The sequence below is a fragment of the Streptomyces sp. NPDC098789 genome, assembly GCF_044759975.1.
In the GTDB taxonomy this organism is placed as follows: Bacteria; Actinomycetota; Actinomycetes; order Streptomycetales; family Streptomycetaceae; genus Streptomyces.
In genome coordinates this window covers 193,666-219,082 of sequence record NZ_JBIWAJ010000016.1, presented here as the reverse complement: position 1 = coordinate 219,082, position 25,417 = coordinate 193,666, and the positions used below count along the sequence as shown (strand labels likewise).

Genomic DNA, 25,417 nt, shown 5'->3' with positions numbered 1-25,417 from the left:
AGGGCCGCACCATGCAGGACGGATCCATATCCGTCGATCTCGGCGGGCTGCGCGAGATCGCGGGTGAACTGGAGGACATCCTCCACAAGCTCAACGAGCGCCTGGAGGTCCTCTACGCCCGCACCGAACCGGTCGTCCTCGCCTGGAAGGGGGAGGCCCGGGGCGCCTTCCTCGACGAACTGGACGCCTGGGACCGCCAGATGCAGGACCTCCAGGCCGCCCAGGCGTGGCTGCACTCCCTCGTGAGCACCGGCCACGCGAACTACTCCGCCGCGCAGCGGGCCTCGGTCCGCGGCTGGACCGGAGGCTGAGGTGACCGCCGCGAGCACCTTCCCCAGCGCGGCCGCCCTGGCCGACCGGGCCGCGAGCTACCCGGACCGGGAGACCGCGCAATGGGCCACCCAACAGGTGGTGACGCGCAACGAGCAGCTGATCCACCGCTGGCTCGCCCAGGACACCCGTCGGCGCCTGACCATCGAGGCGGCCTGGCCGTCCCGGCCGCTGCCCGTCGGCCAGGTCCTGCTCCAGGCGATGATGCTGGCCGGTCAGGAACCCCTCGACGTCCGGGCCGCCCGCGTCGTACTGCGCCGGGACCCGGCGGCCCGGCACGGCTTCACCGTCCACGCCACCTTCCCGATCTACCTCTAGAGGCTCCCCCGTGTCCCTGACGCCCGCCGAGCACGACCGGAAGTACGGCGAACTCGACCACGTCCTGCGCGCCCACATCGGGCACGGCCCGCGCGATCCGCAGGCACTGACCGGGTACCTCCGCCACGCGTGGCGCACCCGCCCGTGGGCGATCGCCGTCGCGGAACAGCAGCTGCGGGAGTACGCCGCGAATCCGCCGGGCCGCGTACGCGTGCGGCTCGGCGAGTTCTACGCGGCGCCGGACCTCGGGGTGCCCGACGAAGAGCTGCACGACTGGCTGGTGGGGCTCGCCGACCGGCTCGCGGAGAGCCTGGAGAGCGGCCAGGCACCGCCCCCGGCCCCGCCGGCCACCCGCTGGGAGTGGCACGCCCGCTTCCCGGAGCTCGCCCAGCTGCTCGGCGGGTGGTTCTCGCAGGACATGCCGGTCGAGTTCGGCGACCACGCCTCGGCCCTGGCCGACTACCTCGACACCACCGAACCCGGCCTGATCGCCCAGCTGACGGGCGAGCTGCACGACCTGCTCGCCCTCCCCCTGGAGGAGGAGGGGATCGCGCTCGCCCTCACCGCGCTCGGCATGGAGGTGGACCCCCCGGCCCCCTACACCCGCGGCGCCTGGCTCGCCGCACTGGCCGCCCGGCTGCGGTCACCGCGGGAGAGTGCCTAGCGGGGACCGACTAGAGGTCGCCGAGGAAGGCCAGGGCCACCCGCCAGGTCTGCTCGGCGGCCTCCGCGTCGTAGTCCGGCAGGTCCTCGTCCGTGAAGAGGTGGCCCGCGCCCGGGTAGCGGTGGACCTCGACGTCCGCGCCGGCGCGCTGCATCCGCAGGTACCAGGCGGTCAGCCAGTCGTGCGGCTCGAAGGGGTCCGGGTCCGCGATGTGCAGCTGCACCGGCAGCTCGTCGACCGCCGCGTCGTCCGCGATGTCCGAGGTGCCGTGCAGCAGGAGCAGGCCGCGCGCCTTGTCGTCGGCGAAGGCGAGGTGCTGGGCGACCGAGCCGCCGAAGGAGAAGCCCGCGTACACCAGACCGCCGTCCGAGAAGGGGGCCGCCGCCAGGACCGCGCGCTTGAGCAGCTCGTCGCGGCCGATCTCCTCCTGGTGGGCCATGCCCTCCTCGACCGTCTCGAACGTACGCCCCTCGAAGAGGTCGGGGACCTGCACCTCGTGCCCGGCGGCGCGCAGCCGCTCGGCGGCGGCGTGCACCGCGGGCCGCAGTCCGTACGTCGAGTGGAAAAGCATGATGTTCATGGGGCAATCGTGCCAGCTCCGCGGGCTCCCGCCCACGACGGGCGCGGTGCCTGGGCTACGGTCGGGACATGGAGACCGTACTGCGCCCGCTGATCGTCGTCGGCGGCTCGGTCGTGCTCACCCTGCTCGCCGGGTGGCTGCTCGACCTCCTGCTGCGCCGGGCCGACGCCCGGCACCGCGAGACCCCGCTGTGGGGGCTGCTGCGGCGCTGCCGGCCGCCGTTCCTCCTGCTGCTGTGCGCGGCCCTGCTGCGGGCCTCGTTCCCGCAGGCCAAGGTGCTGAAGGACCAATGGCCGGCCATCGGGCGCGCCCTGGACCTCGTACTGATCGGGGCGGCGGCCTGGCTGGCGATCCGGATCGCGACCGCGGCCGTGGAGACGGTGTACGCCCGCTACGCCGCCGGGGCCACCGACGAGGCCCGGGTCCGCCGCGTCCGTACGCAGGTCACCCTCATCCAGCGGGCCGTGGCGGCGATGGTCGTGGTGCTGGCCCTGGCCGCGATGCTGCTGACCTTCCCGCGGATGCAGGCGGTCGGCGCCTCGATGCTGGCCTCGGCCGGCGTCGTCGGCATCGTGGCGGGCATCGCCGCGCAGTCCACGCTCGGGAACCTCTTCGCCGGACTCCAGATCGCCTTCGGGGACACCGTCCGGATCGGGGACACCGTCGTCGTGGACAAGGAGTGGGGGAAGGTCGAGGAGATCACCCTGACGTTCCTGGTCGTACGGACCTGGGACGAGCGGCGGATCACGATGCCGGTGTCGTACTTCACCGGGAAGCCGTACGAGAACTGGTCGCGCGGCGGTGCGGAGATGACCGGGACCGTCTTCCTGCACCTGGACCACCGGGCTCCGGTCGCCCTGATGCGGGAGAAGCTCCAGGACGTCCTCAAGGAGCACCCCGAGTGGGACGGCCGCTCCAGCGGTCTGGTGGTCACGGACACCACCCCGCACACCATCCAGGTCCGGGCCGTGGTCACGGCGAAGAACGCGGACGACATCTGGACCCTGCGCTGCGCGGTCCGGGAGGAGCTGATCGCCTGGCTGGCCGCGGAGCACCCCTACGCCCTCCCCCGCATCGCCACCTCACCGGCCACCGAAGCCCCCACCGCCGCCGGTTCCGGTACCGGAACCGGAACCGGAACCGAAGGCTAGCCGGAACAGCGCCCCGCCCCCCGGGGCCCGTTCCGCCGTGAGCTCCGCCCCGTGCGCCCGCGCGATCTGGCGGGCCATGGCGAGGCCGAGGCCCGAGCCGGGGAGGGCGCGGGAGGCGTTGGCGCGGTAGAAGCGGTCGAAGACGTACGGGAGGTCCTCGTCCGCGATGCCCGGGCCGTGGTCGCGCACGGTCAGCTCCGGACGCCCGCCGGGAGCGGTCAGCTCGACCTCCACCGGCAGCCCCGCCGGGCTGAACTTGGCCGCGTTGTCGAGCAGGTTGGCCAGCAGCCTGCTGAGCCGGGCCGGGACGCCGGGCACCGTGCCCCCGGCCTCCTCCCCGGCCGTGCGCAGGTCCGCGGCCACCCGCAGGGCGAAGGGCACGGCGGGCCAGTGCGTACGGGCCGCCGCCACCCCGTGCTCCAGCAGCGCGGCGAGCCGCACCTGTTCCACCAGCGGCTGCGGCTCCTCGTCCCGGGCCAGCTCGATCAGGTCGTTGACCAGCCCGGTCACCTCCCGCAGCTGGCGCCCGAGCGCCCCGCTCGCCCGGGCCCGCTGCTCGGGGGTGAGCCGCTCGGCGCGGGCCAGCAGTTCGGCGTTGGTCCGCAGCGCGGTGAGCGGGGTGCGCAGCTCGTGCGAGGCGTCGGCGACCAGCCTGCGCTGGGCACTGACGGAATCCTCCAGCTCGCCCAGCATGGTGTTGAAGCTGTGCGCGAGCCGGGTGATCTCGTCCTCCCGCCCGGGCGGCGGCAGTTCGATCCGGTGCCGCGCGTCCCGGGTCGCCGCGATCCGCTCCGCGGTCGCGGTCAGCCGGCTGACCGGTGCGAGCCCGGTGCGCGAGACCCAGTATCCGAGCCCGGCGGCGAGCACCACCCCGGCCGCGCCCGTCAGGAGCAGCAGGTGGGAGGCGTCCGTGATGCCCCGCTCCACGGTGTCGGCGCGCAGGGCCACTTGGAGCGCCTGCCCGTCCGAGAACCTGGTGGTCAGCATGCGCATGGGGTATCCGGCGAAGTAGATGTCCGTGTAGTAGCCGGCCCGCGCGCCCGCGGCGACCTTGCGGGTGGCGGGGTCGACCGGCAGCAGGTACCTCTTCGCCGGGTCCCGGCCCGGATCCTTCGGCACGATCTGCGCGCAGGCGGGCGCCGCGAGGAACCGGCACTCCCCGGCGACGTTCCCCGGCCTCTTCTCCTGCGCGCCCTGCTGGACGAGCGTGGCCGACTGGGTCAGCGTCAGGTCGAGCTGGTGGTAGAGCGCCTCGCGCACGACGACGAAGGCGGCCCCGCAGACCCCGAGCGCGACGAGGGCCACGGCGGCGGTGACGGCGAGCGCGAGGCGGGTGCGCAGCGGGCGGCGCCGCCGCCAGGGCGCGACGCGCCCGCGCCTGCCGCGCCCGGACCGCTGCCCGGGCCCGCGGTAGGGGTCGGGCCCGCGGTCGGGGTCGGCCCCCGGACCGGACCGCTGCCCGCTCACGCCGTGTCCAACCGGTAGCCGACCCCGTGCACGGTGTGGACCAGCCGGGGTTCGCCCGCCGCTTCGAGCTTGCGGCGCAGGTATCCGACGTACACGGCGAGGGAGTTGGAGTCGGGGCCGAAGTCGCGCCCCCACACCAGCTCCAGGATCAGCTCGCGCGGCAGCACCTGCCCGGGGTGGCGCAGCAGCAGTTCGAGCAGGGCCGCCTCGGTCCGGCTGAACTCCACGTTCCGCCCGCCCCGGCGCCCGGTCCGGGTCGCCGGGTCGAGGACGAGGTCGGCGAAGCCCAGCTCGGCGGGCCCGCCGCCCGGATCCGGCGCGGCCCGCCGCAGCAGCGCCCGGACCCGGGCCACCAGCTCGTCCAGGGCGAAGGGCTTGACCAGGTAGTCGTCCGCTCCCGCCTCCAGCCCGTCGACCCGCTCGCTGACCGAGCCGAGCGCGGTCAGTACGAGTACGGGCGTGCGGTCGCCCAGGGCCCGCAGCTGACGGCACACCCCGAGCCCGTCGAGCACCGGCATCATCACGTCCAGCACGAGCGCGTCGGGCTGCCAGCTCCCGACCTCGGTCAGCGCGGCCAGCCCGTCGGCGGCCCCGCGCACCTCGTACCCCTCGACCGCGAGCCCGTCCTCGACGGCGGCCCGTACCTCCGGCTCGTCGTCCACCACCAGGATCCGCTGCACGCCACCCGCCTGACCGCCCACCTGACCGCCCGCCTGACCACTCATAGGACAAAGAGTGCCAAAGACGCCGGCGCGAACCTCTTAGAACGTTCTTAGGGCGCACCGGGAGTGTGCGGCCATGACCACACCACTCTCCGTCGTGATCGGTGCGGGCGGCACCGGCGGCCACATCTACCCGGGGCTCGCGCTCGCCGAGGCGCTGCGCGCCGCCGTCCCCGGGGCGGTCATCTCGTTCATCGGGACCGAGCGCGGTCTGGAGACCGAGCTGATCCCCGGCGCGGGCTACCGGCTGCACACCGTAGACATGATCCCCTTCGACCCCTCGCTCGGCGCGAAGCGCTACCTGCTGCCCGCGGCCCTGCTGCGCTCGGCGGGCCAGGCCCGTACGGTCATCCGCGCCCAGGGCGCGCAGGTGGTCGTCGGGATGGGCGGCTACCCGAGCGCGCCCGCCGTGCTGGGGGCCAGGATGGCCGGGCTGCCCGCCGTGATCCACGAATCCAATGCGGTGCCGGGCCGGGCCAACCAGTTCGCGGCCCGGCTCACCCCGCACATCGCGGTCGCCTTCGACCGCAGCCGCGCCCACCTGTCGGGCGGCGCCCGGGCGCTGACCACCGGAATGCCGATCTCCGCGGCGCTGGCCGCCCTGGCGCGGCTGGACCGCCCGGCGCGCGACGCGCTGCGGTTCGAGGCGCGGCGGGCCCTGCGGGTGCCCGCCGGGCGCCGGCTCGTGGTCTTCAACGGGGGCAGCCTGGGCGCCGTACGCCTGACCGGGGCCGCGACGGCGCTGGCCGGGCTCTGGCAGGACCGGGACGACGTGCAGCTGCTGGTCAAGACCGGGCCGAAGACGCTGCCCGGGACGCTCGCGGAGCTGGCGGCGACCGGCGGGCACCGGATCGCACGGGCCGTTCCGTACCTGGACCGGATGGACCTGGTCTACGCGGCGGCGGACCTGGTGGTGTGCCGGGCCGGTTCGGCGACCGTCGCGGAACTGGCCGCGACCGGGGTGCCGGCCGTGCTCGTGCCCTACCCGCACGCTCCCGGCGACCACCAGACGCACAACGCCCGGGTGCTGTCGGACGCGGGCGCCGGCCTGCTGCTGGCCGACGCCGACACCACGGCGGAGCGGCTGGCCTCGCTGGTCGGGCCGCTGCTCGGCGATCCGGTCCGGCTGGCCGCCATGGCCGGCGCCGCCGCACCCGGTCCGCACGCCCGGGCCGCCGAACTCCTGGCCGCCGAGGTCCTGCGCGTCTCCGGCCTCCCCCTGCCCTCCCCCTCTTCCACCCACTCCCCCTTGGAGCACGCATGACGACCGAGCGCATGAACTGGACCGGCCGGACCGTACTGGTCACCGGAGCGGAGGGCTTCATCGGCTCCACGCTGGTGGACCTGCTGGTGGCGCGGGGCGCCCGGGTGCGGGCCTTCGTCCACTACAAGCCGTACGCCGACAAGGGCCACCTGGCGCGCTACCTCGCCGATCCGGACGGGCCGGTGGAGATGTGGGCGGGCGACGTCCGCGACGCGGGACGGGTCAGCGACGCGGTGGCCGGCTGCGACACCGTCTTCCACCTGGCCGCCCTGATCGGGATCCCGTACAGCTACGTCTCGCCGGGCGCCTACGTCCAGACGAACGTGACCGGCACCGAGAACGTCGCCGAGGCCTGCCGCCGGCACGAGGTGCGCCGCCTGGTGCACACCTCGACCAGCGAGGTGTACGGGACCGCGCTGACCGCGCCGATCTCCGAGGCCCACCCGCTCCAGCCGCAGTCGCCGTACTCCGCGTCGAAGATCGGCGCCGACATGATGGCGCTCTCCTTCCACCACGCCTTCGAACTGCCCGTGACGGTGGTGCGCCCCTTCAACACCTACGGCGCACGGCAGTCGGCGCGGGCCGTGATCCCGGCGATCCTGGCGCAGCTGCACTCCGGCTCCCGGGAGGTCCGCCTCGGCTCGCTGACCCCGACGCGGGACTTCACCTACGTGACGGACACGGCCGAGGGGTTCCTCGCGGTCGCGGAGTGCGACCGGGCGCTGGGCGAGGTGGTCAACCTCGGCTCCGGGCAGGAGATCTCCATCGGGGAGCTCGCCGCGGCCCTGATCACGGCCTCGGGGCGGGACGCGGAGGTCGTGGTCGACCCCGCGCGCCTGCGCCCGTCGGGCAGCGAGGTCCAGCGGCTGCTGTCGGACAACTCCCGGGCCCGCGAGTGGGCGCGGTGGCAGCCGCAGGTCTCCCTCACCCAGGGCCTGGCCCTGACCTCGGACTGGATCGCGGACCACCTGCACCTCTTCGCCCCGGACCGCTACCAGGTGTAGGCCTCACGGGTTGCGCAGGCTGCGCACGTCCAGGTGGCGCAGGACCCGGTCGACGATCTCCGGATCGGCGCCGGGTTCACTGCGCGCCGCGAGCACCTCGTGGCGGGCGGCGGACATCATCTCCCGCTGGATGCGCTGGATGTCCCGGATCCGCTCCACCCGCTTCGCGTACGCCTCGCGCCGTTCCTCGTCGACCATGTCGGGGCTGATCCTGGCGCCGACGTCGTAGGCCCGCCGGTGCAGTTGTTCGACCAGCTCGTCCGGCAGCTCCTCCATCTGCTCGATCTCCTTCAGCCGCCGCTTGGCGGCCTTCGCGGCGCGGATGGCGAGGGCGCGCTCGTAGTCCCGCTCCGCGTCCACGTCCGCCTCCACCCCCAGGCGGCGCACCAGCCACGGCAGGGTCAGCCCCTGGAGCACCAACGTCACCATGATCACGGCGAAGGCGATGAAGACGATCTCGTCGCGGGCCGGGAAGGGGCCGCCGTCGTCGGTCTTGTACGGGATGGCCAGGGCCAGCGCCACCGAGGCCACCCCGCGCATCCCGGCCCACCACATGACCACGCTCTCCCGCCAGGTCAGCGGGATCTCCTCGTCGACGTCGCGCCGGTCGTGCAGCTTCTGCGCCAGCCAGGACGCGGGCATCAGCCACAGCAGTCGGACCCCGACCACGACCGCGATGACGGCCGCCGCCCAGCCGACCATCGCCCACTCGCGGCCCGACGCCGTACCGAAGACGTGGTGCAGCTCCAGGCCGATCAGCCCGAAGGCCACGCCGGTGACCAGCATGTCGACGACTTCCCAGAAGGTGTGCCCGGCGAGCCGGCCGAGCACGTCGTCGGCGTCCGTGGCGTACTCGGCCAGGAACAGCGCGGTGGTCAGCACGGCCAGCACGCCCGAACCCTGGAACTCCTCGGCGACCACGTAGGCGACGAACGGCACCAACAGGGTGAGCCCGATCTGGAGCGTGGCGTCGCCGAGCCGCCCCATGAGCCGGTTGGCGGCCCAGCCCAGCGCCAGCCCGACGGCGACGGCGACGACCGCGGACAGCACGAACTCGCCGAGCGCGGCCGGCCAGGAGAAACTGCCGCCGACGGCCGCGGCGATGGCCACGTGGTAGAGCACGATGGCGGTCACGTCGTTGAAGAGCCCCTCGCCCTCCAGGATCGACACCATCCGGCGGGGCAGCCCCAGCGCGCCGGCGACGGCGGTGGCCGCGACCGGGTCGGGCGGGGCCACGAGCGCGCCGAGCGCGACGGCGGCGGCGATCGGCAGCCCGGGCACGACGGCGTGCGCGACGGCGGCCACGGCGGCGGTGGTCACGAAGACCAGCGCCACCGCGAGCAGGAAGATGGGCCGGATGTTGGCCGCGAACTGCCGCCAGGAGGTCCGCTGCACCGAGGCGTAGAGCAGCGGGGGCAACACGAGCGGCAGGATGTACTCGGGTGGGATGTCGACGTTCGGCACGGCCGGCACGAGCGCCAGCACCACCCCGCCGATGGTCATCAGCACCGGCGCGGGCAGCCCGAGCCGATCGCCGAGCGGCACGGAGACGACGGCCCCGAGCAGGAGCACGAAGAGAAGGGCGAGCTGGTCCACTCCCTCACCCTGCCGCATCACCCCCCGCGACGCCCTCAGGCATGCGGACCCGAACCTGTGGTCCCGGTTACGTCCCCGACGCCTCAATCGCCGGCGGGGCTGAATTCCACCCCGGCCCGCCACGCCTCCGGCGGCGCCTCAAACGCCGGCGAGGCTGGATGTCGGCCCGGTCCGCCCGGCGAGGCTGATCTCAGCCCGCCCGGCGTTCGAGGGCACGATCAAGCCCCGCCGGCGTTTGAGGCGAGACCGGCGGCGCCGGGGGGCAAGACCAGCCCGCCCGGCGATTGAGGGCGACGACCGGAACGGCTAGCGCAGCGCCCGCCGCATCGACCTGTGCGGCATCCCCGCATCGTCGAACTCCGGCCCGTACGCGACGTACCCGAGCCGCTCGTAGAACCCGAGCGCATGCGTCTGCGCCCCGAGATCCACCGCGCCGAGCCCCAGCCGCAGCGCCTCCGCCTCGATGGCCCGCACCAGCGCCGCGCCGACGCCGAGCCCGCGCGCGGCCTTCGTCACGGCCAGCCGGCCGAGCGAGCCCACGTCCGGGGAGCCGGTCTTGCCGACCGCGGCCGCGCCGTGCAGCAGCCGCCCGGTGCCCAGCGGACCCTGCGGCCCCACCGCCAGGACGTGCACCGCACCCGCGTCGTAGGCGTCGTACTCCAGCGACTCCGGCACGCACTGTTCGATCACGAAGACCTCGGTCCGCACCGCGAAGCAGGCCGCGCGATCGGCCTCCGACGCCACGACCCGAACCTCGTACCCCGCGACCCCGGCGGACCCGGCCCCGGACCCGACCCCCGCCACGCTCACTCGCTCTCGGCGCGGATCACGTCCAGCGCGTGCTGCAGGTCGGCCGGGTAGGTGCTCTCGAACTCGACCCACTGGCCGTCCGCCGGGTGCTCGAAGCCGAGCCGCACCGCGTGCAGCCACTGCCGGGTCAGCCCCAGCCGCTTGGAGAGGGTCGGGTCGGCGCCGTAGGTGAGGTCGCCCACGCAGGGGTGCCGGTGCGCCGACATGTGCACGCGGATCTGGTGCGTACGGCCGGTCTCCAGCTTGATGTCCAGCAGCGAGGCCGCCCGGAACGCCTCGATGAGGTCGTAGTGGGTGACCGAGGGCTTGCCCTCCTGGGTCACGGCCCACTTCCAGTCCGAGGACGGGTGCCGGCCGATGGGGGCGTCGATGGTGCCGCTCATCGGGTCCGGGTGGCCCTGGACCAGCGCGTGGTAGCGCTTGTCCACGACGCGCTCGCGGAACTGCTGCTTGAGGGAGGTGTAGGCGCGCTCGGACTTGGCGACGGCCATCAGGCCGGAGGTGCCGACGTCGAGGCGGTGCACCACGCCCTGGCGCTCGGAGGCGCCGGAGGTGGAGATCCGGTACCCGGCCGCGGCGAGGCCGCCGATGACGGTGGTGCCGGTCCAGCCGGGGCTGGGGTGGGCGGCGACGCCCACGGGCTTCATGACGACCACGATGTCGTCGTCGTCGTGGACGATCTCCATGCCCTCGACGGGCTCGGCCACCAGCTCGACCGGGCGCGGCGGGGCGGGCATCTCGACTTCGAGCCAGGCGCCACCGTGCACCCGCTCGGACTTCCCGACGACGCTGCCGTCGACCGACACCTTCCCGGCCGAGGCAAGCTCGGCCGCCTTCGTCCGGGAGAACCCGAACATACGGGCGATGGCGGCGTCGATGCGCTCGCCTTCGAGGCCATCGGGCACGGGCAGGGTTCGGATCTCGGGAATCGTACTCACCCGTCGAGTATGCCGGACGAGACCGCACACCCGTTCCGCGATCATGCTCGGGGCGGCCCCCGCCACGCCCCGGTCGGCCCCCGGTCAGTCCCCGGTCAGTCCTTGTGGACGGTGCCGTCCGGGTCCAGGCCCTTGAAGGACAGCAGCACGATCAGGATCCCGCCGCACACGATCGCCGAGTCGGCGAGGTTGAAGACGGCGAAGTGCGCGGGCGCGATGAAGTCGACGACGGCGCCCCGGAAGACCCCCGGGGACCGGAAGATCCGGTCGGTGAGGTTGCCGAGCGCGCCGCCCAGCAGCAGGCCGAGGGCGATGGCCCAGGGCAGGCTGTACAGCTTGCGGGCCAGGCGCACGATCACGACGATCACACCGGCCGCGATGCAGGTGAAGATGATCGTGAAGGCCTCGCCGAAGCCGAAGGCCGCGCCGGGGTTGCGGATCGCGTCGAGCTTGAGCAGGTCGCCGACCAGCCGGATCGGCGCCTGGTGCTCCAGCTTCGCGACCACCAGCATCTTGCTGCCGAGGTCGAGGAGGTACGCGAACACCGCCACGATGAGCAGCGCCGCGATCCGGCGGTGCCCCTTGGGCTGCTCGGACTCCGGCTGGGGAGTGTCGTCCCCGACCTCGGGCGTACCGATGATGCGCTCCGCCTCTGTCACGTGAGTCCCTCGAACTAGCTCGACCAGGAAGCTGCCAGGCTCCCGGGGACCCTGAACAGAACAAGAGGGTACGTCAGGCTCCCCTTCCCGCGCCGCCCCAGGCCGCCCCGATCACGAGGGCCGCCCGCGGGCCGGTCACAGCACTAGTGACGGCGCTCCTGCTTCTGCTTGCACTCGACGCACAGCGTGGCCCGCGGGAACGCCTGCATCCTGGCCTTGCCGATGGCCTTCCCGCAGTTCTCGCAGAGCCCGTAGGTGCCCGCTTCGAGGCGCTCCAGGGCCCGCTCGGTCTGCTCCAGCATGTCGTGCGCGTTGGCGGCGAGGGCCATCTCCGACTCGCGGGTGATGTTCTTGGTCCCCGTGTCGGCCTGATCGTCGCCCGCGCCGTCGCCGGAGTCCCGCATCAGGCCCGAGATGGCCTGCTCGGAGGCGGCCAGCTCGCCGCGCAACCGCAGCACCTCCGAGGTCAGCTCCGTACGGGCCTCCGCGGCCTCCTGCGGGGTCCACGGTTCCTCGCCCGGCCGTACGGCGAGGCCGCCCGGCTCGGTCGCGGTCGCGGTGGCCGCGGCGCGCGTCTTGGGCAGGCCGCTCGTCGCGGCCGTGGCCGTCTTCCTGGCCGTGCCCGTGCTCTTCTTGGCAACCACTTTCCCGGCTCCCGTCTCTTCCGCGGCCGGTGCGGCCGAGGCCTTCTTCGCGGACGTCCTGGCGGTGCTGGTCCTGGCGGTGCTCTTCTTGGCGGTGCTGGTCCCGCTCGTACCGGTTCCGGCCGTGCTCCTGGCGGCCGCGACCTTCTTCGCGGCCCTCTTCACCGGCTGCACCGAATCCATCGGCTGCACCGGTTCCGCGGACGCCTCGTTCACTGACGCCGTCTTCTTCGCGGCGGTCTTCTTCGCCACCATGGCCGCGACCCCTTCACATACTGTGATATTGCACGCGAATCGTGGTGGGACGATAAATCGACTTCGGCTCCGCGGCAACGGGGCACGCGTCGGCCGAGGCCGACTGCATCCGTTGTGCCCAGCTCCGGGCCCGATAATCCGGTCCTACCGGCGCGCCGGAGCCCGGGCGGGCGCGTCAGCCCGTTCGGGTCAATTCCACGCCCCCCTCGCGCCCCCCGGAAACCGGTCTGCCGAGCGGCCCCCCGGCCCGTACACTGAGCCCAGCGAAAGGCATGGATGGGGACGAGTAGCGTCGGACGCAGCCAGGAGCGACCCGGGGACGGTGAGAGCCCGGGGGCGAGCGCGATGCGAAGGATCACCCCGGAGCCGCCGGAAGAAAGTCCGCAGGTGCCCCCGGGCGCCGGCAGGGCGACTAGACCCGGCTCGCACCCCAATGAGGGGGTCGTCGGATCCGTCCGAGGGCCAAGGAGGGTGGTACCGCGGGAGCACTGCTCTCGTCCCTCCGACGGAGATCTCACGCCGCCGGAGGAAGACGCCTCATGACCACCCCGCCGCAATACCGCCAGGTGCCCGCTCAGGTCGACCTGCCCGCCCTGGAACACGCCGTCCTGGACTTCTGGCGCGAGAACGACACCTTCGCCAAGACCCTGGCGCAGTCCGAGGGCCGCCCCGAATGGGTCTTCTACGAGGGCCCGCCCACCGCCAACGGCATGCCCGGCGCGCACCACATCGAGGCCCGCGTCTTCAAAGACGTCTTCCCCCGCTTCCGCACGATGCGCGGCTACCACGTGGCGCGCAAGGCGGGCTGGGACTGCCACGGCCTGCCCGTCGAACTTGCCGTCGAGAAGGAACTGGGCTTCAACGGCAAGAAGGACATCGAGGCCTACGGCATCGCCGAGTTCAACGACAAGTGTCGTGACTCGGTGACCCGCCACACCGACGCCTTCGCCGAGCTCACGACCCGCATGGGCTACTGGGTCGACCTCGACGACGCCTACGTGACCATGGACCCCGAGTACATCGAGTCCGTGTGGTGGTCGCTCAAGGAGATCTTCAACAAGGGCCTGCTGACCCAGGACCACCGGGTCGCCCCCTGGTGCCCCCGCTGCGGCACCGGCCTCTCCGACCACGAGCTGGCCCAGGGCTACGAGACGGTCGTCGACCCCTCCGTCTTCGTCCGCTTCCCGCTGACCAGCGGTCCGCTCGCCGGTCAGGCAGCCCTCCTGGTGTGGACGACCACCCCGTGGACCCTGGTGTCGAACACCGCCGTGGCCGCGCACCCCGAGGTCACCTACGTCGTCGCCTCCAACGGCGACGAGCGGCTCGTCGTCGCCGAACCGCTGCTGGAGAAGGCGCTGGGCGAGGACTGGGTCACCACCGGCGAGTCCTTCACCGGCAAGGAGATGGAGCGCTGGACCTACCAGCGCCCCTTCGACCTGGTCGAGTTCCCGAGCGTCAGCGAGGGAACCGATGGAGGAAGCCCCGGGCCCGTCGCCCACTACGTCGTGAACGCCGAGTACGTCACGACCGAGGACGGCACCGGTCTGGTCCACCAGTCCCCCGCCTTCGGCGCCGACGACCTCGCGGTCTGCCGCTCGTACGGCCTGCCGGTCGTGAACCCGGTCCGTCCCGACGGCACCTTCGAGGAGGACGTCCCGCTGGTCGGCGGCGTCTTCTTCAAGAAGGCCGACGAGAAGCTGACCGCCGACCTCGACGCGCGCGGCCTGCTCTTCAAGCACATCGCCTACGAGCACAGCTACCCGCACTGCTGGCGCTGCCACACCGCGCTCCTCTACTACGCGCAGCCGTCCTGGTACGTCCGCACCACCGCCGTCAAGGACGCGATGCTGCGGGAGAACGAGAAGACGAACTGGTACCCGGACTCGGTCAAGCAGGGCCGCTTCGGCGACTGGCTGAACAACAACATCGACTGGGCGCTCTCGCGCAACCGCTACTGGGGCACCCCGCTGCCGATCTGGCGCTGCGAGGAGGACCACCTCACCTGCATCGGCTCCCGCGCGGAGCTGAGCGAGCTGACGGGCACGGACCTCTCCGACCTGGACCCGCACCGCCCGTACATCGACGACGTCACCTTCCCCTGCACCGCGGAGGGCTGCACCCTCACCGCCGTCCGCGTGCCCGAGGTCATCGACGCCTGGTACGACTCGGGTTCGATGCCGTTCGCGCAGTGGGGCTACCCGTACAAGAACAAGGAGATCTTCGAGAAGCGCTACCCGGCGCAGTTCATCTCGGAGGCGATCGACCAGACCCGCGGGTGGTTCTACACCCTGATGGCGGTCGGCACCCTGGTCTTCGACAAGTCCTCGTACGAGAACGTCGTCTGCCTGGGCCACATCCTGGCCGAGGACGGCCGCAAGATGTCCAAGCACCTGGGCAACATCCTCCAGCCCATCCCGCTCATGGACCAGCACGGCGCCGACGCCGTGCGCTGGTTCATGGCGGCGGGCGGCTCCCCGTGGGCGGCGCGCCGCGTCGGCCACGGCACGATCCAGGAGGTCGTGCGCAAGACCCTCCTCACGTACTGGAACACGGTGGCCTTCCAGGCCCTGTACGCCCGTACGTCGAACTGGGCGCCCAGCGCCGCGGACCCGGCCCCGGCCGACCGCACGGTGCTGGACCGCTGGCTGCTCTCCGAGCTGCACACGCTGACCCGCGAGGTCACCGAGGCGCTGGAGGCGTACGACACGCAGCGGGCGGGCAAGCTGCTCTCCTCCTTCGTGGACGACCTCTCCAACTGGTACGTGCGCCGCTCGCGCCGCCGGTTCTGGCAGGGCGACGCGGCCGCGCTGCGCACCCTGCACGACGTGATCGAGACGGTCACCCGGCTGATGGCCCCGCTCACCCCCTTCATCACGGAGCGGGTGTGGCAGGACATGATCGTGCCGGTGACCCCGGACGCCCCGCAGTCGGTGCACCTCTCCAGCTGGCCGGAGTCGGACGCCGCGCAGGTCGACGCCTCACTCTCGCGGCAGATGCTGCTGGTGCGCCGGCTCGTCGAGCTGGGCCGGGCGACCCGCGCCGAGTCGGGCGTCAAGACCCGCCAGCCGCTGTCGCGCGCGCTGGTCGGCGTCGTCGGCTTCGACGCGCTCTCGCCGGAGCTGCACTCGCAGATCACGGAGGAGCTGAACGTCTCCTCGCTGGCCTCCCTGTCGGAGGTCGGCGGGTCCCTGGTGGACACGACGGCGAAGGCGAACTTCCGGGCGCTGGGCAAGCGCTTCGGCAAGGGCGTGCAGGACGTCGCGAAGGCGGTGGCGGCGGCCGATGCGGCGGCGCTGTCGCTGGCGCTGCGGTCCGGTACGGCCGAGGTCGAGGTGAACGGCGAGACGGTGGCGCTCACCCCGGAGGAGGTCATCATCACGGAGACCCCGCGCGAGGGCTGGTCGGTGGCCTCCGACTCGGGCGCGACGGTGGCCCTCGACCTGGAGATCACGCCGGAGCTGCGGTTGGCGGGCCTGGCCCGTGACGCGATCCGGCTGATCCAGGAGGCCCGGAAGAACTCCGGCCTCGACGTGGCCGACCGGATCGCCCTGCGCTGGTCCTCCACGGACCCGGAGGTCGTGACGGCCCTGACGGACCACGCCGGTCTCATCGCGGACGAGGTCCTCTCGACGGACTACGCCTCCGGCGAGGCGGACGCCGCGTACGGCGACCCGTTCGAGGACGAGCCCCTGTCCCTGACCTTCCGCCTCCGCAAGGCATAACCCCCACCCCACCGTGGCCCGGCCCTTCACCCAGGAGGCCCGGGCCACACCCGTACCCAGGCCCGGCTACCCATCCCTCCGGGGGGCCCTCAAACGCCGGGCAGGCTGAATCTCCCCAGCCGGCCGTCCCGCCACTTCCAGCCCCGCCGGCGTTTGAGGCGCCGCCGGAGGCACCCCCCCCCACCGGCGCGATCCACTGACGCCTCCGGCGGGCCCTCAAACGCCGGGCGGGCTGGATATGCCCAGGCGGCCTCGCCACCGAGCCAGACCGGATGTGCACAGGCGGCCTCGCCACCGAGCCAGGCTGGATGTGCCCGGGCGGCCGGCCCCGGCCAACCTCAGCCCCGCCGGCGATTGAGGCGCCGCCGGAGGCACCGGAGCCATCGGCGGGCGCCACCCATCGGGCAACGCAAACGGGCCGGGCCCCGGGTTCCAGAAGGAACCCGGGGCCCGGCCCGACCGTCTGCCGACGGGTGAGGCGCGCCTAGTTGTCGTCCTCGTCGATCAGGAAGCCCCGCATCGGCGACGGCGCCTGCTGCATCGGCTGCGGCGCAACCGGCCGCACCGGAGCCATCGGCTGCGTCATCGCGGGAGACATCTGCTGCTGGCCACCGTAGGAGGGGCCGCCCATCGGGGACGGACCACCCATCGGGGAGGGACCGCCCATGGGGGACGGACCACCCATGGAGTGACCCATCGCTCCGGCCGGGGCCATCGACGGCGCCGGCGACGGCGGCAGCGAGGCGGTGGCCGGCGTGCGCGGCGGCGCGAGGGAGTCGTCGGCCTGGGTCTCCAGCTGACGCAGCTGGCTCTCCAGGTAGGACTTCAGACGCGTGCGGTACTCGCGCTCGAAGCCCCGCAGGTCCTCGACCTTGCGCTCCAGCGTGGCGCGGGCGGACTCCAGGGAGCCCATCGCGACGCGGTGCTTCTCCTGCGCGTCCCGCTCCAGCGCGTCGGCCTTGGCACGGGCGTCCCGCTCCAGGCCCTCGGCGCGCGAACGGGCCTCGCCGACGATCTTGTTGGCCTCGGAACGGGCCTCCGCGATCGCCTGGTCGGCGGTCTGCTGCGCCAGGGACAGGACGCGGGCGGCGCTGTCGCCACCGGGGCCCTGCTGCGGGAGCTGCGGCTGCTGCTGGTGCATCGGCTGCATCTGCTGGCCCATGGGCTGCATCTGCTGCCCCATCGGCTGGCCCATCTGCTGCTGCTGCATGGGCTGCATCTGCTGGCCCATCGGCTGGCCCATCTGCTGCTGCATCTGCTGCTGCTGCATCGGCTGGCCGAGCTGGTTCTGGCCGCCCATGGACTGCTGTCCGGCCATGGGGTGCTGCTGCATGGGGCCACCCATCGGGCCCGGACCCTGCGGTCCGTGACCACCGGGGCCGGCCGGCAGCTGCGGCTGCCCACCCTGCAGCTGGGGCGGACCCATCTGCTGGGGCTGCTGCTGCTGCGGCGGGCCGGATATGGCCGCGGGAACCGGGGCGCCCGGGCCTCGCTGGTCCTGCGGCTCCGGCTTGCGCATGCCCTGCTGCTGCTGGTTCTGCGCGGCGGCACGCGTCGCGGCCGCCAGCTTGGCGCGCAGATCCTCGTTCTCACGGAGCAGGCGCGTCAGTTCGCCTTCGACTTCGTCGAGGAAGGCGTCAACCTCGTCCTCGTCGTAGCCTTCTCGGAGGCGAACGGTCGTGAACTGCTTGTTCCGCACGTCCTCGGGGGTCAGCGGCATCTCTTCTTCACCTCTACGTAGTCGTCGGCAGTCGGCAAGACCGTATCGTTCACACGCTTCTCGCAGCGGTGCTCACGAAACTGATGAGGATGTAAACGATGATCATCAGAACGAAGAAGGACAGGTCGAGTGCCACGCCCCCGAGACGCAACGGCGGGATGAACCGCCGAAGAAGCTTGAGCGGTGGATCGGTGACGGTGTAGGTGGCCTCCAGAACGACCACCATCGCCTTGCCAGGGGCCCATGAAGGGGCGAACTGGAAGACGTAGTCCATGACCAGTCGGAAGATCAGCACGATGAGGAAGCACATCAGCGCGATGTAGACAACCTCCAGAGCCACGCCCATCCCGCGCTTCCCTCTCCCCTTGCTGTCGCTGTCCGGCCTGCCGGCCGGGTCGTCGCCTACGGTCCCGTGTCTTAACTCGTCGGTCTAGCTTTGGTTGAAGAACCCGCCCTCCGCGATGCGGGCCTTGTCCTCCGCCGTGACATCGACGTTAGCAGGCGACAGCAGGAACACCTTCTGTGTCACGCGTTCAATACTGCCGTGCAGACCGAACACGAGACCGGCCGCGAAGTCGACCAGGCGCTTCGCATCGGTGTCGTCCATCTCCGTGAGATTCATGATCACGGGGGTGCCCTCGCGGAAGTGTTCCCCGATGGTACGGGCCTCGTTGTACGTCCGGGGGTGCAGCGTGGTGATGCGGTAGGGCTCCCGCTCGGAGACGACCTTGGGCATGATCACGGGGGCGTTCTTCTCCATGGTGGGGCGTTCAGGTGTGATAGATGCCACGGGTGCGATACGCGGCGATCGTCCGTTTTCTACCGGGATTGCGATGGGTTCGCGCTGCGCCGGCGGCTGTACGACTCGTACCGGTTCGTCCTGTACGGGCGGTTGGTGCGATACGGCCTGCTGCCGGCGGTCCCTGTCGCGGGCTCGTTCCGGTTCCGGCTCGGGTTCGAACTCGTCGTCGGGGTCGTACCCCGGGTTGTCGTACCGGTCGTCCTCCACGAGGCCGAGGTAGACCGCCATCTTGCGCATCGCGCCGGCCATTCTCTGAGTCCTCCGCTCTGTGGTGGATCGCCCTGTCGCAGGTGTCGCAGGTGTCGTGTCGCATTGTCACCAAAGTCACCAACTGCCTGCGATCCACGTGGTCTGTCCGCTCATCAGCGGAAATGACCATATTTTCTGCTGTGGTCCGACTTTCTTCGCGACGTTACCCGAGCCGGGGCCTCGCACCGAGTACCGCAGTGCCGACGCGTACATGTGTCGCACCGGCCATGACGGCCTGTTCCAGGTCGGCGCTCATCCCGGCCGAGACCATCGTGGCAGCCGGATGGTCCGCGCGCAGCTGGGATGACAATTCCAGCAACCGCTCGAAGGCGGCCTGTTCGCGGCCCGCGTAGGGACCGGCCAGCGGCGCGACCGTCATGAGGCCGTCGATCCGCAGTCCGGGCGCCGCCGCGACGAGCGCCGCCAGTTCCGGCAACAGGTCCGGCGCGGCGCCGCCGCGCTCCCCGCGCTCGCCCGACTCGGCGTCGAGCGCGATCTGTACGAGGCAGCCGAGTTCGCGTCCGGTCTTCACCGCGGCCGCCGAGAGCGCCGGCACCAGCCGGGCCCGGTCGACGGACTGCACGACGTGCGCGTATCCCGCCACCGAACGGACTTTGTTGGTCTGCAACTGACCGACGAAGTGCCAGTTGAGCGGCAGATCCGCGCAGGCCACGGCCTTGGGGGCGGCGTCCTGGTCGCGATTCTCCGCCACATGACGGACCCCCAGGTCCGCCAGCAGTCGTACGTCGCTCGCGGGATACGTCTTGGTGACCACGATGAGGGTCACCTCGTCCCGCTCCCGCCCGGCCGCCGCGCACGCGGTGGAGATGCGTTCCTCCACCTGCTTCAGGTTGGCGGCCAGCTCCGCGCCACGGTCAGTCATCCGTCGATCCCCCACGTTCCGTCCGGGGGGACCCCAACCAGACGTATCCGGCGAGCCGCCCGGTCACCCGGTCGCGGCGGTAAGAGAAGTGGTCCCCGGACTCCAGTGTGCAGACCGGGGAACGCCGGGCGTCCACCACCCCCGCCTCGGCGAGCTGGGCGTGCACCCCGGCGACCACGTCGACGGCGGGGGTCCCCCAGCTGGTTTCGGCGAAGGCCGCCGGCACGACCGCGGCGACCTCGTCCCGCATGGCGGCGGGCACTTCGTAGCACCGACCGCAGACGGCGGGTCCGGTACGGACCACCATCCGCCCGGGTTCGGCGCCGAGCGAGACCATCGCCGCCACCGCGGCGGGCACCACCCCGGCGACCAGTCCGGGCCGCCCGGCATGGGCGGCGGCCACCACCCCGGCGACGGGGTCGGCCAACAGGACGGGGGTGCAGTCAGCGGTGAGGACCGCGAGGGCGAGCCCCCGACGGGTGGTCACCACCGCGTCCACGGCCGGAACCTCCTGGCCACCGGCACCGCCACCGGCACCGTTCCCGGCCCACGGACCGTCGACCACGGCGACGTCCCGCCCGTGCACCTGGTTCATCCAGACCACCCGGTCCGGGTCGAGGCCCAGGGTCCGCGCGGCGCTCGCCCGGTTGGCCCGTACGACCTCGGGGTCGTCCCCCACCGCCCCGCCGAGGTTGAGCTCCTCATACGGAACGGCGCTCCCCCCGCCCCACCTGTCGGTGAAAGCGAAGTGGGCGCCGCTCACGTTGTGCTGCTCTATCGTCACTTCAAGAAATCCGGGACGTCCAGCTCTTCGGCCGGGCTGTCCTGGTACGGACGGGCCGTCGGGACCTGCGGGGCCACGGGGATCGTGGTCTCGACCGGCGCCGGCTCGACCGGCACCTGCACGTCCTCGCGCGAGGTGACCGAACCGAGTCCGCCGAAGGCCGGACGGACCGGCTCCGCGGCACGGACCGGCGGGGCCGGCTCCTCGCGCTTGGTGGACGCGGCGCCGATGACGTTGTCCCGGCGGGCCGGGGGCTGTCCACCGTCGAACCCGGCCGCGATGACGGTGACCCGCACCTCGTCGCCGAGCGCGTCGTCGATGACGGCACCGAAGATGATGTTCGCCTCGGGGTGCGCGGCCTCGCTGACCAGCTGGGCCGCCTCGTTGATCTCGAAGAGACCGAGGTCGGATCCACCGGAGATGGAGAGCAGCACGCCGCGGGCTCCGTCGATGGACGCTTCCAGCAGCGGCGAGGAGATCGCCATCTCGGCGGCGGCCACGGCGCGGTCGTCGCCGCGGGCGGAGCCGATGCCCATGAGGGCCGAGCCCGCCTCGGACATCACGGACTTGACGTCCGCGAAGTCGAGGTTGATCAGACCCGGGGTGGTGATGAGATCGGTGATGCCCTGGACGCCCGACAGCAGGACCTGGTCCGCCGACTTGAAGGCGTCGAGGACGCTGACCTGGCGGTCCGAGATGGACAGCAGCCGGTCGTTGGGGATGACGATGAGGGTGTCGACCTCTTCGCGGAGTTCGGCGATGCCGTCCTCCGCCTGGTTGGCGCGCCGGCGTCCTTCGAAGGTGAAGGGCCGGGTGACCACACCGATCGTCAGCGCGCCCAGCGAGCGCGCGATGTTGGCGACCACGGGGGCGCCACCGGTACCGGTGCCACCGCCTTCGCCGGCGGTGACGAAGACCATGTCGGCCCCCTTGAGGACCTCCTCGATCTCCTCGCGGTGGTCCTCTGCCGCCTTGCGGCCGACGGCCGGGTTGGCTCCGGCGCCGAGGCCCCGGGTGAGTTCGCGGCCGACGTCGAGCTTGACGTCGGCGTCGCTCATCAACAGCGCCTGGGCGTCGGTGTTGATGGCGATGAACTCGACGCCCTTGAGACCGACCTCGATCATTCGGTTGATGGCATTGACACCACCGCCGCCGACACCGATGACCTTGATGACTGCGAGGTAGTTCTGCGGTGCTGCCACGTCGAAGGCCTCTCGCCTCGAGTTACGTGTCGCCGCCTCGCGGGCCTGCGGTGCGACGACTGATGCCGAAAGTGGGACGGTCCAACACGCCGACCCGAACCCTAACCCTGAAGTTTAGGGTTAAGAGTGTGTCTGTTCCCTGGACTCTCCGAACAGGACACTAAGTCGACAAGTGGTGCGCGTTCAACGAACACGCCGAACCTCCCGTTTTTCTTTTCACCCTATGTGATCACCCATATCGCTGGCCAACCAGGGTGCGTCGCTGTTCGACTCGACGTCAACTCCCGGACACCGCAGGCGCCGTGGGCGCGCTCACGTCGAAGTGGTCAGCCTTGGGCACGGCCTTGAGCAGCGCGGTCAGCGCGCGGCCCTTCGCCTCACCCTGTTCGCCGCTCCCCCAGACGACCTCGCGCCCCCGGGTCAGCTCCAGGACGACCGAATCGTACGATCCGACCTTGACCAGCAAGGTCTCCCTGGCCACGGCCTTGGGGAGGTCGCCCGCGACGGCCACCGCCTCGCGCAGCAGCCGTTCCTCGTCGAAGCGGCGCGCGCTCGGCGACTGTCCGGCGGACAGTTCGAGGACCGGAACGCCCGCGGGTGCTTTCGCCACCGTGTCGAATCGCACACCCGAAGCGTCCACTTCCACGAAGTCCGCGCCCTTTTTGATGAGCAGGACGGGTTTGCGCTCCGTCACTTTCAGTCCGATTCCGTGCGGCCACGACCGGGTGGCCGTCACGGTGTCGACCCGCGGCAGCTTGGCCCGGACCCGGCTCTCGATCTCGTCGGTGTCCACGCCGACGAGCGGCGCCCCGACCGGAACGGCCGCGGCGGCGAGCACCTGTGCGGGAGTGAGCACCTCGGTGCCGCCCGCCGTGACCTGCTCGACCCGCAGCCAGCTGGACCCGTACAGGACCCACGTACCGCCCGCGCCGAGCAGGACGGCGGCGAGGGCGGCCGCGAGCAGCACCGGGCCCCGGCGCAGGCGCCCCGGTGCGGACCGGGGGCCGCCGGGGCCCCGGAAGGGCGATCTCCGCGCCGCCTTCGCCGTCTTGCCGGGCTTGGGCGGTTTGGGAGGCCTGGGCGCCTTGGCCGGCTTCGGGGACTTGACGCCCTTGCGTGCGGTCGTCGCTCCGGCCACTGCGGTGCCTCCTGCGTCGGTGCCTTCCCGGCTCAGCGGGCTCGGTGTGCGGCGATCGCCTCGTAGACCATGCCGACCAACAGATCATCGGCGTCCCGGCGGCCGAACTCCGCCGCGGCGCGCGACATCTCGTACAGACGGTGCGGATCGGCCAGTACCGGGAGGACCTGGCTGAGGATCCACTCGGGCGTCAGTTCCGCGTCGTCGACGAGCAGGCCGCCACCGGCCTTGACCACCGGCTGGGCGTTGAGCCGCTGTTCACCGTTGCCGATCGGCAACGGGACGTAGGCGGCGGGCAGCCCGACGGCGGACAGTTCGGCGACGGTCATCGCACCCGCGCGGCACAGCATCATGTCGGCGGCGGCGTACGCGAGATCCATCCGGTCCACGTACGGTACCGGCACGTAGGGCGGCATACCGGGCATGTTGTCGACACGCGGCACTTCGTTCTTCGGGCCGACCGCGTGCAGGATCTGGATGCCGGAGCGCTGGAGGGTCGGCGCGACCGCCTGGACGACCTCGTTGAGCCGGCGCGCGCCCTGCGAGCCGCCGGAGACCAGCAGCGTCGGCAGGTTGGGGTCGAGCCCGAAGGCGGCCCGCGCTTCGGGCCGGACCATGGCGCGGTCCAGGGTCGAGATGGAGCGCCGCAGCGGGATGCCCACGTAGCGGGCGCCGCGCAGCTTGCTGTCGGGCGTGGAGACCGCGACGGCGGCCGCGTAGCGCGAACCGATCTTGTTGGCGAGGCCCGGCCGGGCATTGGCCTCGTGGACGATGATCGGCACCCCGAGCCGCTTGGCCGCCAGGTAGCCGGGCAGGGCCACGTAGCCGCCGAAGCCGACGACACAGTCGGCCTTGGTGCGCTCCAGGATCTGCTCGGCGGCCTTGATGGTCCCGCGCAGCCGTCCCGGGACGGTGATCAGCTCCGGGGTGGGCTTGCGGGGCAGCGGTACGGCGGGGATCAGTCCCAGCTCGTAGCCGCGCTCCGGCACCAGGCGGGTCTCAAGGCCCCGTTCCGTTCCGAGGGCGGTGATGCCCACGGAGGGGTCCTGCCTGCGCAGGGCGTCCGCGAGGGCGAGCGCCGGCTCGATGTGGCCGGCGGTCCCCCCACCGGCGAGTACGACATGCACCGAAATTCACCGCTCTCCGGACGGACGCTTCTTGACGCGCCGTCTCATCGATTTCCATCTCAGCCCGGCCCGCTTCCAGCCGAACTTCGGCTGTCGCATCGCGAGCGCCGCGCGCGCCCCGGGCTCCTCCCGCGCGAACGCGACGAGCAGTCCCACGGCGAACATCGTCGGCAGCAGGGCGGACCCCCCGTAGGAGAACAGCGGGAGCGGGACCCCGGCGATCGGCAGCAGACCGAGCACCGCACCGATGTTGATCACGGCTTGCGCCGTGATCCAGGTGGTCACGCCTCCCGCGGCAAACCTGACGAAGGAGTCCTCCGTACGTCCGGCCACGCGGATACCCGCATAGCCTAGGGCCGCGAACAGGGCGAGTACCGACAGCGTCCCCGCCAGTCCCAGTTCCTCACCGGTGATGGCAAAGATGAAGTCCGTGTGGGCTTCTGGCAGTTGGCCCCATTTTTCCACGCTCGCACCGAGCCCGGAACCGAACCATCCGCCGGACGCCAAGGCATAGATTCCGTGCACGGCTTGCCAGCAGAGGTCGTTCTTGCCCGGATCTGTCGCCCCCAGGCACGCGAGGCGGTCCATCCGGTGCGGGCTGGTCCGGATCAGTACGGCGACGATCACACCCGCGAAGGCGAGCACGCCCACGAACATCCTGGTCGGGGCCCCGGCCAACCACAACAGGCCGAAGAGGATGGCGCCCAGGATCATCGCGGTGCCCATGTCGCCGCCGAGCATGATCAGCCCGAGCAACAGGAAGGTCACCGGCACCAGCGGCACCAGGAGGTGCTTCCACTGGCTCAGCAGCCCCTTGTCGCCCTTGCGGGCCAGCAGGTCGGCGCCCCACAGGATCAGTGCCAGCTTGCCGAACTCACTGGGCTGGAGCATGAACGGGCCGCCAATGGAGATCCAATTCTGGTTCCCGTTGATCGACACCCCCATCCCCGGAACCTGGACCAGGGCCATCAGGAAGAGCGTTCCGGCGAGGACGGGGTAGGACAGCGCCCGGTGCAGCTTGACGGGCATCCGGGAGGCGGCCAGCAGCAGGACGGCGCCGATGGAGGCGGCCAGGAACTGCTTCTTGAAGAAGTACGAGGCGCCCAGGCCGAGCTGGAGGCCCTTGATCATGGAGGCCGAGTAGACCATCACCAGCCCGAGCACGGTGATCAGCAGGGCGCTGCCGAAGATCAGGTAATACGCGGTGAGCGGACGGTCCCAGGCCCGGCGCACCTGCCGCTGCGTGCGCCGCAGCCCGTCCAGCGAGCCGCGCCCGGGGCTCCGCTTCGGGGCGCTCGGCACGGGCCGTCTACGGCCCTGCGTCTTCGGCTTCGGGGCGGACGGCCGCCGCCCGGGGAGCAGTTGCTTGGCCGGCATGGTGTGATCTT

24 protein-coding genes are annotated in these 25,417 nt (G+C 72.0%); 7 read left to right on the top strand and 17 right to left on the bottom strand.

Going from position 1 to position 25,417, the window contains the following annotated elements:
* The first annotated feature begins 11 nt into the window (after positions 1-11).
* The 3 genes from ACIQWR_RS29270 to ACIQWR_RS29260 are packed head-to-tail and all read left to right on the top strand — an operon-like array spanning position 12 to position 1,312.
* On the top strand, positions 12-311 hold the full coding sequence (locus ACIQWR_RS29270) for a WXG100 family type VII secretion target (RefSeq protein WP_399259365.1): 300 nt from the start codon (positions 12-14) through the stop codon (positions 309-311).
* Position 312: 1 nt separating this feature from the next.
* Positions 313-648 (top strand): RNase A-like domain-containing protein, encoded by a 336-nt coding sequence (locus ACIQWR_RS29265; protein ID WP_404015520.1) that lies wholly within the window; start codon positions 313-315, stop codon positions 646-648.
* A gap of 10 nt (positions 649-658) precedes the next feature.
* Positions 659-1,312, top strand: coding sequence for a contact-dependent growth inhibition system immunity protein (locus tag ACIQWR_RS29260; RefSeq protein ID WP_404015517.1), 654 nt, complete (start codon positions 659-661; stop codon positions 1,310-1,312).
* Positions 1,313-1,322: 10 nt separating this feature from the next.
* Here ACIQWR_RS29260 and ACIQWR_RS29255 read toward each other — a convergent pair whose 3' ends face one another.
* The gene (locus ACIQWR_RS29255) at positions 1,323-1,892 is read right to left on the bottom strand and encodes a dienelactone hydrolase family protein (protein WP_404015514.1); all 570 of its coding nucleotides are present in this window, start codon (positions 1,890-1,892) and stop codon (positions 1,323-1,325) included.
* Positions 1,893-1,960: 68 nt separating this feature from the next.
* Here ACIQWR_RS29255 and ACIQWR_RS29250 point away from each other — a divergent pair, with 68 nt between their 5' ends.
* Positions 1,961-3,043 carry a mechanosensitive ion channel family protein gene (locus ACIQWR_RS29250; protein ID WP_404015511.1) on the top strand — a complete coding sequence of 361 codons (1,083 nt, stop codon included), beginning with the start codon at positions 1,961-1,963 and terminating at the stop codon, positions 3,041-3,043.
* On the opposite strand, the gene ACIQWR_RS29245 is transcribed toward ACIQWR_RS29250, so the two are convergent.
* Together ACIQWR_RS29245 and ACIQWR_RS29240 are read right to left on the bottom strand one after the other, a co-directional pair.
* Positions 2,975-4,384, bottom strand: coding sequence for a sensor histidine kinase (locus ACIQWR_RS29245; protein ID WP_404015622.1), 1,410 nt, complete (start codon positions 4,382-4,384; stop codon positions 2,975-2,977). The two genes, ACIQWR_RS29250 and ACIQWR_RS29245, sit on opposite strands and share 69 nt — an antisense overlap.
* A gap of 122 nt (positions 4,385-4,506) precedes the next feature.
* Positions 4,507-5,235 carry a response regulator transcription factor gene (locus ACIQWR_RS29240; protein ID WP_404015508.1) on the bottom strand — a complete coding sequence of 243 codons (729 nt, stop codon included), beginning with the start codon at positions 5,233-5,235 and terminating at the stop codon, positions 4,507-4,509.
* A 73-nt stretch (positions 5,236-5,308) separates the two neighbouring features.
* On the opposite strand from ACIQWR_RS29240, the gene ACIQWR_RS29235 reads away from it, so the two are divergent.
* Both ACIQWR_RS29235 and ACIQWR_RS29230 read left to right on the top strand, forming a co-directional pair.
* Complete coding sequence (locus ACIQWR_RS29235; RefSeq protein WP_404015505.1) at positions 5,309-6,496, top strand: UDP-N-acetylglucosamine--N-acetylmuramyl-(pentapeptide) pyrophosphoryl-undecaprenol N-acetylglucosamine transferase; 1,188 nt, start codon at positions 5,309-5,311, stop codon at positions 6,494-6,496.
* On the top strand, positions 6,493-7,500 hold the full coding sequence (locus tag ACIQWR_RS29230; RefSeq protein ID WP_404015502.1) for an SDR family NAD(P)-dependent oxidoreductase: 1,008 nt from the start codon (positions 6,493-6,495) through the stop codon (positions 7,498-7,500). The genes ACIQWR_RS29235 and ACIQWR_RS29230 overlap by 4 nt, the downstream gene beginning before the upstream one ends.
* 3 nt (positions 7,501-7,503) lie before the next feature.
* Here ACIQWR_RS29230 and ACIQWR_RS29225 read toward each other — a convergent pair whose 3' ends face one another.
* From ACIQWR_RS29225 to ACIQWR_RS29205, 5 genes are all read right to left on the bottom strand, one after another.
* A complete protein-coding gene (locus tag ACIQWR_RS29225; protein ID WP_404015499.1) occupies positions 7,504-9,096 on the bottom strand; it encodes a Na+/H+ antiporter in 1,593 nt (530 codons plus the stop codon).
* 306 nt (positions 9,097-9,402) lie between these two features.
* On the bottom strand, positions 9,403-9,900 hold the full coding sequence (locus ACIQWR_RS29220) for a GNAT family N-acetyltransferase (protein ID WP_404015496.1): 498 nt from the start codon (positions 9,898-9,900) through the stop codon (positions 9,403-9,405).
* Between the two features lie 2 nt (positions 9,901-9,902).
* Positions 9,903-10,844 (bottom strand): RluA family pseudouridine synthase, encoded by a 942-nt coding sequence (locus ACIQWR_RS29215; protein ID WP_404015494.1) that lies wholly within the window; start codon positions 10,842-10,844, stop codon positions 9,903-9,905.
* A 95-nt stretch (positions 10,845-10,939) separates the two neighbouring features.
* Positions 10,940-11,503 (bottom strand): signal peptidase II, encoded by a 564-nt coding sequence (gene lspA / locus ACIQWR_RS29210; protein WP_354383914.1) that lies wholly within the window; start codon positions 11,501-11,503, stop codon positions 10,940-10,942.
* Positions 11,504-11,646: 143 nt separating this feature from the next.
* Positions 11,647-12,402, bottom strand: coding sequence for a TraR/DksA family transcriptional regulator (locus ACIQWR_RS29205; protein WP_404015491.1), 756 nt, complete (start codon positions 12,400-12,402; stop codon positions 11,647-11,649).
* Between the two features lie 539 nt (positions 12,403-12,941).
* Here ACIQWR_RS29205 and ileS point away from each other — a divergent pair.
* Complete coding sequence (gene ileS, locus ACIQWR_RS29200) at positions 12,942-16,124, top strand: isoleucine--tRNA ligase (RefSeq protein ID WP_404015488.1); 3,183 nt, start codon at positions 12,942-12,944, stop codon at positions 16,122-16,124.
* 484 nt (positions 16,125-16,608) lie between these two features.
* On the opposite strand, the gene ACIQWR_RS29195 is transcribed toward ileS, so the two are convergent.
* From ACIQWR_RS29195 to ftsW, 9 genes are all read right to left on the bottom strand, one after another.
* On the bottom strand, positions 16,609-17,844 hold the full coding sequence (locus ACIQWR_RS29195) for a DivIVA domain-containing protein (RefSeq protein ID WP_404015485.1): 1,236 nt from the start codon (positions 17,842-17,844) through the stop codon (positions 16,609-16,611).
* Positions 17,845-17,893: 49 nt separating this feature from the next.
* A complete protein-coding gene (locus ACIQWR_RS29190; RefSeq protein ID WP_351038871.1) occupies positions 17,894-18,190 on the bottom strand; it encodes a YggT family protein in 297 nt (98 codons plus the stop codon).
* 84 nt (positions 18,191-18,274) lie between these two features.
* Entirely contained in the window at positions 18,275-18,895 is a 621-nt protein-coding gene (locus ACIQWR_RS29185; RefSeq protein WP_330329964.1) for a cell division protein SepF, read from the bottom strand.
* Between the two features lie 163 nt (positions 18,896-19,058).
* Positions 19,059-19,778: a YggS family pyridoxal phosphate-dependent enzyme gene (locus ACIQWR_RS29180; RefSeq protein WP_404015482.1), complete on the bottom strand. Its 720-nt coding sequence runs from the start codon at positions 19,776-19,778 to the stop codon at positions 19,059-19,061.
* The gene (gene pgeF, locus ACIQWR_RS29175; RefSeq protein ID WP_404015619.1) at positions 19,771-20,541 is read right to left on the bottom strand and encodes a peptidoglycan editing factor PgeF; all 771 of its coding nucleotides are present in this window, start codon (positions 20,539-20,541) and stop codon (positions 19,771-19,773) included. Before pgeF ends, ACIQWR_RS29180 begins: the two co-directional genes overlap by 8 nt.
* A 17-nt stretch (positions 20,542-20,558) precedes the next feature.
* Positions 20,559-21,764, bottom strand: coding sequence for a cell division protein FtsZ (ftsZ, locus tag ACIQWR_RS29170; protein ID WP_404015479.1), 1,206 nt, complete (start codon positions 21,762-21,764; stop codon positions 20,559-20,561).
* A gap of 277 nt (positions 21,765-22,041) precedes the next feature.
* Positions 22,042-22,902, bottom strand: coding sequence for a cell division protein FtsQ/DivIB (locus ACIQWR_RS29165; RefSeq protein ID WP_404015476.1), 861 nt, complete (start codon positions 22,900-22,902; stop codon positions 22,042-22,044).
* A gap of 32 nt (positions 22,903-22,934) precedes the next feature.
* Positions 22,935-24,029, bottom strand: a complete 1,095-nt coding sequence (murG, locus tag ACIQWR_RS29160) for an undecaprenyldiphospho-muramoylpentapeptide beta-N-acetylglucosaminyltransferase (protein ID WP_399266922.1) — start codon at positions 24,027-24,029, stop codon at positions 22,935-22,937.
* Between the two features lie 6 nt (positions 24,030-24,035).
* The gene (gene ftsW / locus ACIQWR_RS29155; RefSeq protein WP_404015473.1) at positions 24,036-25,406 is read right to left on the bottom strand and encodes a putative lipid II flippase FtsW; all 1,371 of its coding nucleotides are present in this window, start codon (positions 25,404-25,406) and stop codon (positions 24,036-24,038) included.
* Positions 25,407-25,417 lie beyond the last annotated feature (11 nt).

Bases quoted from the DNA above. Each gene is read 5' to 3' on its own strand.
- ACIQWR_RS29270 (WP_399259365.1), top strand. From the start codon at position 12: ATGCAGGACGGATCCATATCCGTCGATCTCGGCGGGCTGCGCGAGATC.
- ACIQWR_RS29255 (WP_404015514.1), bottom strand. From the start codon at position 1,892: ATGAACATCATGCTTTTCCACTCGACGTACGGACTGCGGCCCGCGGTG.
- ACIQWR_RS29250 (WP_404015511.1), top strand. From the start codon at position 1,961: ATGGAGACCGTACTGCGCCCGCTGATCGTCGTCGGCGGCTCGGTCGTG.
- ACIQWR_RS29240 (WP_404015508.1), bottom strand. From the start codon at position 5,235: ATGAGTGGTCAGGCGGGCGGTCAGGTGGGCGGTCAGGCGGGTGGCGTG.
- ACIQWR_RS29235 (WP_404015505.1), top strand. From the start codon at position 5,309: ATGACCACACCACTCTCCGTCGTGATCGGTGCGGGCGGCACCGGCGGC.
- ACIQWR_RS29230 (WP_404015502.1), top strand. From the start codon at position 6,493: ATGACGACCGAGCGCATGAACTGGACCGGCCGGACCGTACTGGTCACC.
- ACIQWR_RS29205 (WP_404015491.1), bottom strand. From the start codon at position 12,402: ATGGTGGCGAAGAAGACCGCCGCGAAGAAGACGGCGTCAGTGAACGAG.
- ileS (WP_404015488.1), top strand. From the start codon at position 12,942: ATGACCACCCCGCCGCAATACCGCCAGGTGCCCGCTCAGGTCGACCTG.
- ACIQWR_RS29195 (WP_404015485.1), bottom strand. From the start codon at position 17,844: ATGCCGCTGACCCCCGAGGACGTGCGGAACAAGCAGTTCACGACCGTT.
- ACIQWR_RS29190 (WP_351038871.1), bottom strand. From the start codon at position 18,190: ATGGGCGTGGCTCTGGAGGTTGTCTACATCGCGCTGATGTGCTTCCTC.
- ACIQWR_RS29185 (WP_330329964.1), bottom strand. From the start codon at position 18,895: ATGGCCGGCGCGATGCGCAAGATGGCGGTCTACCTCGGCCTCGTGGAG.
- ACIQWR_RS29180 (WP_404015482.1), bottom strand. From the start codon at position 19,778: ATGACTGACCGTGGCGCGGAGCTGGCCGCCAACCTGAAGCAGGTGGAG.
- ftsW (WP_404015473.1), bottom strand. From the start codon at position 25,406: ATGCCGGCCAAGCAACTGCTCCCCGGGCGGCGGCCGTCCGCCCCGAAG.